Raw genomic sequence first — 8459 nt, 5'->3', positions numbered from 1 at the left:
AGCGGCACAAGGCCCAGCTGGCCAGTGATCGCACCTCGTGCCGCTCGGCCAATGCCAATCAGATGCGCCTGATCCTGCACACTGCCGCCTACTGGCTGCTATGGCGCATCCAGCAGGTGATGCCCAGGACCACTGCTCTGGCAAGCGCCGAGTTTACAACCTTGCGCCTGCGGCTGCTCAAGGTCGCTGCGCGCGTCGTAGAAAGTGCTAGCCGCATCCGCATTGCCTTCGCTTCGGCCTGTCCGGATGCCGACCTGTTCCGCGCCCTCGTTCTTCGGCTCAAGCCTGCGCCGACGTAGCCCATGCGGCAGCGCCGCAGAACTCCGAGCCCAGCCCTTCAACCCGAAAAGCCCATCAATCCGATCGCGGTGAAACAAACGCCAGCGATGCCGGTCGTCCGCGCAACACCGCCAGCGGCAGCAAATGCCCAGAGCGGGCCTGAAACCGAGCGTCGTGAATAAGAGAGGCTAAGACGTGGGCGGGCGTGAACCACTGCTCGCGGACCTCACCGGACAGGGCATTGCCGACGATCAGGCGAGCCGGGACATGCAGCAGCGACAATTGCGCATAGGCCATGTGGACCGCGCGAGGATCGATATCGATCGCGGTGACATGGAGGTGGCGCTGGTAATTGATGCCCTGTGCCCCGAGGACGTCTGCAAGTGCAATGACCATGCAGCCGGAGCCACATGCCGGCTCCATTGCGGTAAGATACCCTCGCCTCTCGATGTTCTCCCGGAGCGTGGCCGTATCGCCGACCAGCATCTGCGCCATGGCTATGCTGACAGAATAAGGCGTGAAGAACTGCCCCTTCGCCTTGTTGTGCAGTTCGAGGTCATGAAACAGCGCGCCAAGCACGTCGCCCATCCCGGCTTCCAGGGCCACGGCGAGTTCGGCCATGACCTGTGGGAAGCTTTCGACGACGTCGGCGCCGTACCGACCGACGATGTCGAGATAGCGTGCTTCACGCTGATCGCGCGCGCGCAGGTCGATGCTGTTGGCGATCGCGATCGCCATCGCCTCCATGCAGTGGCCGAACACCGTATAGATATCGTGGCGCGGCTGGCAGCGCTGCAAGAGTTCCCGCATGACCTTGAGATGCGGCGTGTGCGTGCGCGCATTGACGGGGGATCCGGCAAGGTGGGGTGCCGGGACACCGATGGAAGGGTTGATCATGCGATAAGCTCCGCGGAAAAAGGCGGCCCCGCCCAAGAACGGCCCTACCTTCTTCCCCCTTCCCTTTCGGGGCGAACGTCCGCGCCACGGGAGCGCGGCGCTCTCAATCGCCCGCGATAAATCTGCCGCGGCGGATTGCCGCCAAGACATCGGCCCAGTCATTGTGGGGAGCAGGAGGCCAGATATGGCGAACTTCGAGCCCTGGCCTCATGTAGGTTTCGCGTGCGCGGCGGCATGCCGACCATCCGGCAGCATCCCTGTCGAACAGGAGGACCAGGCGCTCGAGCCCCGCTGGCAGGAGAACCCTATGTGCGCGTGCGGTACCCAGCGTGGCCCAGACCGGTATCTTCTGGATCGCCATCGCCGCGAGAGCCGTTTCGATCCCTTCAGCAAGACCCAGCACGCGCCTGGCCGACATGAGTTGCACCGCCCCGCAGCCGGGACTGCCAAGCAGCATACGTGACTCGGCAAGATCGTCCGCACGGCCGCCAGCCGTTGCCGGATCAAGAAACGTGCGGTGAACAGCTACGATCCGGTGATGCTCGCGCACCGCCGCCAACAGAGCCGGCCGGAATACCGCTGCTCGTCCCCGCCCCAGCGGCGTAAAGGCATTGAAGCGCAAGTCATTCCCGCGCGGATCAAGATGGCGGCCGCAGAGATAAGCTTCGGCGGGGGTTCCTATCAGAGAAACGGACGCGTTCCACACTCGCAGGGCGGGCTTGGGCCCCAGCCGGTCCGAGCGACTACCAGGAAGTCGCATCGTCGCTGCAGTGCCGCGAGTAGGCAAGCCCAGTCGCTCGATGGCACGCATGACGTCGATCGTCGCGCAGCCGGCAAAACATTTGAACAACAACGCGCGCTCCCCCACCCTGATCGACAGGCTGGGGTTATGATCCGCATGGGCCGGACACAGGCATAACCCTTTGCCGTTTCTCCAGGTGCCGCCGAGTTTGGCGACCAGTCCGGCGCCCAGCATCTCGATGCAGGCGGCATCCCGGATATGACGGTCACCGACCACCGGGCCGGTAGACATCCGATTTTCGCGAACCATCAGCGGACGTCTTCGTCGAACAGTTCGATGATGCGCAAGAAAGCATCAAAGACGTCGTCGCGGGGCACGTCGAGCCGTGCTGCGACTTCGGTGATCGACAGGCTATCCTGAAAGAACAGATGCAGTGCCTCGGCGACGTAGGGCGGTTCTTCGCGCAGTAGTGCCGCGAGCTTGCGCGTATGGCGGGCTATTTGCCGGTTTCGTCGATACCCTGCCAGTGCCTTACGGCCACACAAGCGCAGGCGATGAAGCCAGAAAATCGGAGCGTGATGGTGCATCGTCGTTTCCGCATTTGAATTGATGACAGGGGCTGACCCTTGCCTCCCCTCTCCCCACTCCGCTTCTCGACTCGGAAAAAATATCGCACCATCCCGTACGAAGATGAGCATGCGGTATCCGCGCACGAAAACCAGTGCCTTCAAAGAGATGTGCGGGCCAGACAGCTGCAGCCAGTGATAAGGCGCTCGTCGTCAAACGGATTTCAGGTGCCCTGAAAGGATAAATTTGACCATGAGTTGAGGAGAACCGTTATGATCAACAGGGAAGATTACAAGCAGGCCGTCAGCGTGCTTGGCGAGACCTCCGATCCCGGCAAGGTCTTCGAGGCAATGGATCGCCTGACCTGCGTGCTGGGATTCGACCGCTTCGCGATCAGCCACCACGTCGATCTGCTTCACCCTCCGATTGGCGCGTACGGCCTTACAAATTATGAGAGCGACTGGCTGAGCGAGATCGTGACAGAGCGCTACTATCTCGTCGACCCGATCCAGAGTCTTTGTGAACGAAGACATAGCGGGTTTCTCTGGCCTGACCCTGCAATGCTGGCTTCTCTCACCCGCTATCAGCGCAGCATTCTCGAACAGGGAGCGAAACGGGGTCTACGCGGCGGGTACACGGTGCCGATGTACCTGCCCGGAGAATATGCCGGTAGTTGCACATTTGCCATGGCATGTCCGGACACACTTGCTCCCAATGCGATGCCATCGGCGTTCTTCGCCGCTTCGATTGCGTTCGAAGCCATACGACGAATAGCGCGCCTTCGCACCGGCCTTGAACTGCCCGCCCCTCCGAATCTGAAACCGAGGGAACGACAGGTCCTGATCCTTATGGGTCGCGGCAAGACATATCGCGAGATCGGCTACATTCTAAGCCTTTCCGAACATACAGCCCATGAATACGCCAAGCGGGTCATGCTTGCTTATGGAAATATCCATCGCAACAACCTCATCGCGCGGGCCCTGTTCGACGGCATTGTCACTTACCCCGAACTGCTCTCGATTCACTGATCAATTCCCAGTTCAGGGTACAGACTCGCGGTGTACCTGACACCGATGATGCCCCCGCCGAGTGTGGCATGATGGGGAGCATCACGGATGATCCGGATATTCGAGGGACGCGAAGCGCCAGGTAACAATCCGATCCTGGACGACATGTATCGGGCCAGGAAAACGGTATTCGTCGATCTGCTGCGCTGGGATGTGCCGGTGATCGCCGGAAAATTCGAAATCGATCAGTTCGACGATGATCGCGCGATCTACATCGTGGCGAGCGATTCCCAGGGAAACCACGAGGGATCGATACGTCTGTTATCAAGCGATCGTCCGCATATCCTGGGATCGATATTCCCGGCTTTGTGCGATGGCAAAGTGCCCGTCGGCCCGCGGATTTTCGAGCTGAGCCGACTTTGTCTTTCACGTAGCCTGCGCGCCAGGCGTCGACTCGAGGTGCGCAATGCGCTCGCCACGGCAATAGTCCAATTTGCCCTTCATCGCGGAATAGGGTGGTACAGCTGCGTCGCTGACTCCAACTGGCTCAGCCAGATCCTTTCTCTGGGGTGGAGCGCGCGCCCACTGGGCATACCGCAGGTCATAGCCGGTCTGCCGACCGGGGCGCTGCTTATCCAAATCGACGCCGACACGCCTGCGAAACTCGATGCAGCGGGGACCGGGGTGCCGATGCGCATCACGCCTATCACTTCAAGCCTTTGCGAAGCCGTTTGAAAGGAAACGAAAATGCCGCTCATTGCAGTCGATAGCCTCGAACACGACATCACGCATTACGTCGGACAACTAGAAAGGGACGGCTATTGCATCATCTCCGGGGCCGCCGCGCGAAAATCGGTCGATCACCTCGCGGAAGACCTTCGGCCCGCATTCGAGACCACGCCTTTTTCGAAAGGACCGTTCTATGGGAAGGCCACCCGGCGGTTTCACGGATTGTTGCATCGCTCGCCGCGCACGGCAGAGTTTGTCCTCAACCCGCTCGTGCACGGGATCGCTGAAAGCATCCTTCGCCCCTGGTGCGACACTATCCAGCTTAACCTGACCCAGGCGATCGAGATAGCACCGGGCAGCGAGAGCCAGCCACCGCACCGCGATCAGGACATGTGGCCGATCCATGCCGCCGGTGTCGAATATCTGATCAACGTGATGTGGCCATTTTCCCCTTACACGGCCGACAACGGCGCCACGCTGATCTGGCCCGGCAGTCACCGACGCCAGGACGAGATCTTCATTGGCAGGGAGGAGGCCATCACGGCCGACATGGAACCCGGCGACGCGCTGCTGTTCGTTGGATCGACCCTGCATGCCGGCGGCGCCAACATCACGAACGAGCCGCGTCGCGGAATGATCATCAGTTACAGTCTGGGCTGGCTGAAACCTTACGAATTGCCTTGGCTCGCTTACCCGCCTCCCATTGCCCGTACCTTTCCCCAGGCCGTATCGCGGCTCGCAGGATATCAGGCGCATCGCCCCAATCTCGGAACTTACGAAGGGCGCTGCCCATCAGTTCTGCTGGACAGGACAGGCGACACTCCGCTGGGCGCGATAGACATGCTCCGACCTGATCAGGAAGCCCTGATCGCCCAATACAGGTCCGGTGCATTGGGCGCCGATCCCGATCCGTTTCTCGCTGAGAGGAGATAGAAGATGGAACGACGACGGCGCATTTGCGAAGCCTTGAGCAAGCAACACCGCATTGTGGAGATCAAACTCGGTCTCGAGCGGCGGCAGTGGCCCGAATGGCTCATGCTCATCGATCTTTATCAGGCGGATCAGCGGGAAATGCAGGTGGGTTTCGAGACCTTAGCCGGAACGTCCGGCCTATCGGTCGCGACAGCCTTCCGGCGCACCATGACCATGATCGAGATCGGAGTGCTGGATCGGATTCCCGACCCATCGGACAAGCGTCGCAGCTTCGTGATGCTTTCCGAGCGAACCCGCCATCTCATGGATCAGGTGATGGATCAACTGGCGGGCATACTATTCAACTGAGAGAGCCGTGCCCTATTCTGTATATGACGATTGCATCCGTGCGGCATCTCGTGACTTAATCTCATTAATTTGATCTTAAGTGGGACTTGTGAGCGCGCGCGTGAAACGGAAAAAATCCGGCAAAACCGGGGCTGGGTGGAGCTGGAGATTTTGCGTCAAGAAGTTCACTCGATGATAGGCATGCTTGCAATTTTCGTGATTACTTATAATTATAAGCGTCTTTTAATTTAATCCATTTCTTTTCACTGCAACGGTGCTGGCAACTTCAGGCGATAAACCAGAACCCGGTTGTCGTTATCGATGTCGCAATTGCAGGACTGGCCGGACATCCGGCAGTGCCGGGCAATGAAATCGTTGTCGTTGGCCACGAGCAGGAAGTAATCCGAAGGGTGTTCCGGCTCCAAAACCGGCACCAGATCCATCGCCTCCCATTTCTCGGACAGGCTCTCCATGGTCAGACCGACGCGTGCAAGCTGCGCCGGGTTCAACATGTTTATCAATTCGGCGGTCTGCGCCGGAACGATATCCGATCGCAACGCGGGTTTCGTCCCATCCTGCAGCACTGAAGCGGTGCCCTTCTCGGTTTCTGTCCCGGCCAGGTTCGTCGCGCCTGCAAGATCGACCAGCAGGACGCTCTTGTAGACGATGGGAGCGCCGCCCTCGGCTCCAAAGCCCGCACCGTCTCGGGCAAGCATCAGGAAACTGTGGTCGTCAAGCGCGCGCACCTCGCTCTGGGCGGCGGTTCGGTTGGGCGGGCCGCCTTTACCGGCCTCGTCATAGACCGGCAGTTGCACGACATGATGGGCAATCGGCTTCGATGGCGTCGGCGAATGGCTGACGTCGTAGACGAGCACGCGCGTGTTTCTGCGCCCGGCGGCATTGCCCTTGGCGGTGTCCTGGATCAGCGCGCTCTGCAAGACGACGAACAGGGTGCGACCATCGGGTGAAAGGGACATGCCCTCCACCCCCTGGTTGTTGCGGCGGCCGGTATCGGGCGCGCTGAGAGAGCCGAAGAACGGCTTCCCCTTGCGGCGCGGCGCAACCGATGCGGGCGGTACGATGACGCCACCCAGTCGTCCGTCGGGCGCGAAATAGTAGACGTTGGCGGTATATTCGTCGCCGATGTAGAAATGGCCGTCGCGCGTGAACTGCAGCGATTCCGCATCGAACGAAACCTTGCCGGCCCCGGTGCCCTGCTTCGGTGCGGGCAGTTGCAGGCCCCGTTCCGACAGCATGGCGCCTGCGGGATCGGCTCCGGTGAAGGGACGACCGCGATAATCCTTCAGTTCCAGCCCGCCGTCGACCTGCATGTCCAACTGTCCGCTGCCCGGGGTGAACCGGATGCGGAACCGTTCCAGCCGTGCCGGATAGTCGAAGAAGAGGTTGGCGGCCGGGTCGTTGCGGCCCCGGTCCGGCAGCGTCCAGAGGACGCCTTCGTAATGATCGCCGATACGCTTCCAGGTGCCGGGCGCAACCTGCAACGAGGAAAACGAGCCGAGCGTGTCGCCGAGAAAGTCGGTGGTCCCGGCGGGAAGCTGGCCACTGCCGACCAGACCTTCGTCCACGAAGGTCCGATCGTGCAGGGTAATGCTCCGGGCGCCCGCTGTCCGATCCAGATGGGACCGGCCCCCCGGCTCCTCCCCGTCGGCAAGGACGGGAAAGGCCGTGACCAGTGCCAGTGAAGCCAGAACGGCGCCCAGAGCCTTAGAATGCAACGCTGAGCGTCCCGAAGAACTGGCGCGGTGCGGAGGAGTGGAACACCTGAACCGTACCGGCGGCATCGTCCGGCGCGAACACGCTGTTGTCGAAGTTCGACGCATAGCGCTTGTCGGTCAGGTTGGTGACGTTGAGCGACAGCTTCGCACCCTTGAGCGGGCCGAAATCACCGAAGTCATACCCAAGGCCAAGGTCCATGGTGAAGTAACCGCCGAAGCTCTAGTCGTTGGTGTAGGTGTAGTAACGGCGGCCCGTGTACTTGCCCTGCACCGATGCCGAGAAACCGCCCTGCTTCAGCGTCAGGACGCTGGCCAGCATTTCCTTCGGCGTATCGACCTGCTGCTTGCCTGCGGTCTTCTTGATGACGCAGGTGGTGGTGCACCAGTTCAGATCATCGTCATAGGTCGACTTGTTGTACGAAGCCGAGTTGTACCAGTTCAGCCACGGCAGCGGCTTCCACAGCACGCCCAGTTCCACGCCCTTGCTGGTGACGCTGCCGGCGTTGTGGAAGGAATTGCCGCAACCAGGGTTCTGCTGCTGGTTCGTCGGGCAGGGATTGTACTGCAGCAGACGGTTGTTGAAATCGACCCAGTAGGCGCTCAACGCGACCTGGAGCGGCCCGCCGACATAGCGATAACCACCTTCGAAGCTGCGCGAGGTTTCCGGCCTCAGCGTCTTGCCCTGCGCGTTCCAGACGGTCTGCGAGACCGACTGCGGGCCGAGCTTGAAGCCGCCCTGGAACATGGTCATGTTTTCGGCATAGCTGGCATAGAGTTCATGCTGCGGTGCGACCTGCCAGTGAATGCCCACTTCCGGAAGGAAGTAGTCCTTCGCCACCAGCGAACCGGTCGCGAACTGGCTGGAAGCCGGCGGAGCAGCCTTGGCGATGCCGGCCTGCGCTTCGGCGTCCGAGCGCGAGTACGTGCCCTTGAAGCCGAAGTCGATCGTCAGTGCGTCTTCGAACAGCTTCACGGTGTCCTGAACGTAGAACTGGCGGGTCTTCCACTTGGTTTCCTGCACCCACTGCGCGGTGTCAGGCTGGCCCTTCAGATACTGGCCGATGTCGAACGGGCCGGTCACGTTGGTCCAGATGTAGCGCGCGGCGCTGCTGGTGTTTTCCTCAAGCCAGAAACCGGCCTGGAACTGGTTGAAACCGACGTCCCACGTCAGGCTGCCGAGGCCGCCCGTGCGGTTGATCGTGTAGCGGGTATCGCGGATTTGCACCGGGATGTCGTCGGCGG

Annotated in this window: 11 protein-coding genes; 5 read left to right on the top strand and 6 right to left on the bottom strand. The window is 61.0% G+C overall.

Annotated elements, in window-relative coordinates:
* Nucleotides 1–299 (top strand): IS1380 family transposase (locus LH128_RS02690; RefSeq protein ID WP_008827843.1); only part of this gene is annotated, 299 nt, incomplete at its 5' end.
* A gap of 55 nt (nt 300–354) precedes the next feature.
* On the opposite strand, the gene LH128_RS02685 is transcribed toward LH128_RS02690, so the two are convergent.
* The 3 genes from LH128_RS02685 to LH128_RS02675 all read right to left on the bottom strand — a co-directional run bounded on the left by LH128_RS02685 (nt 355) and on the right by LH128_RS02675 (nt 2649).
* Nucleotides 355–1176, bottom strand: a complete 822-nt coding sequence (locus tag LH128_RS02685; RefSeq protein ID WP_008828036.1) for an N-6 DNA methylase — start codon at nt 1174–1176, stop codon at nt 355–357.
* Between the two features lie 103 nt (nt 1177–1279).
* Entirely contained in the window at nt 1280–2227 is a 948-nt protein-coding gene (locus LH128_RS02680; RefSeq protein WP_008828035.1) for a DUF7146 domain-containing protein, read from the bottom strand.
* Nucleotides 2227–2649: a hypothetical protein gene (locus tag LH128_RS02675; RefSeq protein WP_327195038.1), complete on the bottom strand. Its 423-nt coding sequence runs from the start codon at nt 2647–2649 to the stop codon at nt 2227–2229. Before LH128_RS02675 ends, LH128_RS02680 begins: the two co-directional genes overlap by 1 nt.
* 108 nt (nt 2650–2757) lie before the next feature.
* Between LH128_RS02675 and LH128_RS02670 the strand changes: the two genes are divergently transcribed.
* From LH128_RS02670 to LH128_RS02655, 4 genes are all read left to right on the top strand, one after another.
* Nucleotides 2758–3513 carry a helix-turn-helix transcriptional regulator gene (locus LH128_RS02670; protein ID WP_008828033.1) on the top strand — a complete coding sequence of 252 codons (756 nt, stop codon included), beginning with the start codon at nt 2758–2760 and terminating at the stop codon, nt 3511–3513.
* An 87-nt stretch (nt 3514–3600) separates the two neighbouring features.
* Entirely contained in the window at nt 3601–4227 is a 627-nt protein-coding gene (locus tag LH128_RS02665) for an acyl-homoserine-lactone synthase (RefSeq protein ID WP_008828032.1), read from the top strand.
* Between the two features lie 12 nt (nt 4228–4239).
* Complete coding sequence (locus LH128_RS02660; protein ID WP_008828031.1) at nt 4240–5154, top strand: phytanoyl-CoA dioxygenase family protein; 915 nt, start codon at nt 4240–4242, stop codon at nt 5152–5154.
* 33 nt (nt 5155–5187) lie between these two features.
* On the top strand, nt 5188–5502 hold the full coding sequence (locus tag LH128_RS02655) for a MarR family transcriptional regulator (RefSeq protein WP_327195037.1): 315 nt from the start codon (nt 5188–5190) through the stop codon (nt 5500–5502).
* A gap of 242 nt (nt 5503–5744) precedes the next feature.
* Here LH128_RS02655 and LH128_RS02650 read toward each other — a convergent pair whose 3' ends face one another.
* The 3 genes from LH128_RS02650 to LH128_RS02645 form a co-directional block, all read right to left on the bottom strand.
* Nucleotides 5745–7217: an esterase-like activity of phytase family protein gene (locus tag LH128_RS02650; RefSeq protein WP_327195036.1), complete on the bottom strand. Its 1473-nt coding sequence runs from the start codon at nt 7215–7217 to the stop codon at nt 5745–5747.
* Nucleotides 7207–7416 carry a hypothetical protein gene (locus LH128_RS34275; protein ID WP_327195035.1) on the bottom strand — a complete coding sequence of 70 codons (210 nt, stop codon included), beginning with the start codon at nt 7414–7416 and terminating at the stop codon, nt 7207–7209. Before LH128_RS34275 ends, LH128_RS02650 begins: the two co-directional genes overlap by 11 nt.
* A gap of 21 nt (nt 7417–7437) precedes the next feature.
* Nucleotides 7438–8459 (bottom strand): TonB-dependent receptor (locus LH128_RS02645; protein ID WP_327195034.1); only part of this gene is annotated, 1022 nt, incomplete at its 5' end.

Origin of the sequence: Sphingomonas sp. LH128, from assembly GCF_000293195.2 — a bacterium.
In the GTDB taxonomy this organism is placed as follows: domain Bacteria; phylum Pseudomonadota; class Alphaproteobacteria; order Sphingomonadales; family Sphingomonadaceae; genus Novosphingobium; species Novosphingobium resinovorum_A.
Note: the sequence above shows the minus strand (reverse complement) of the source record. Positions and strands in the feature narration are given on the sequence as shown.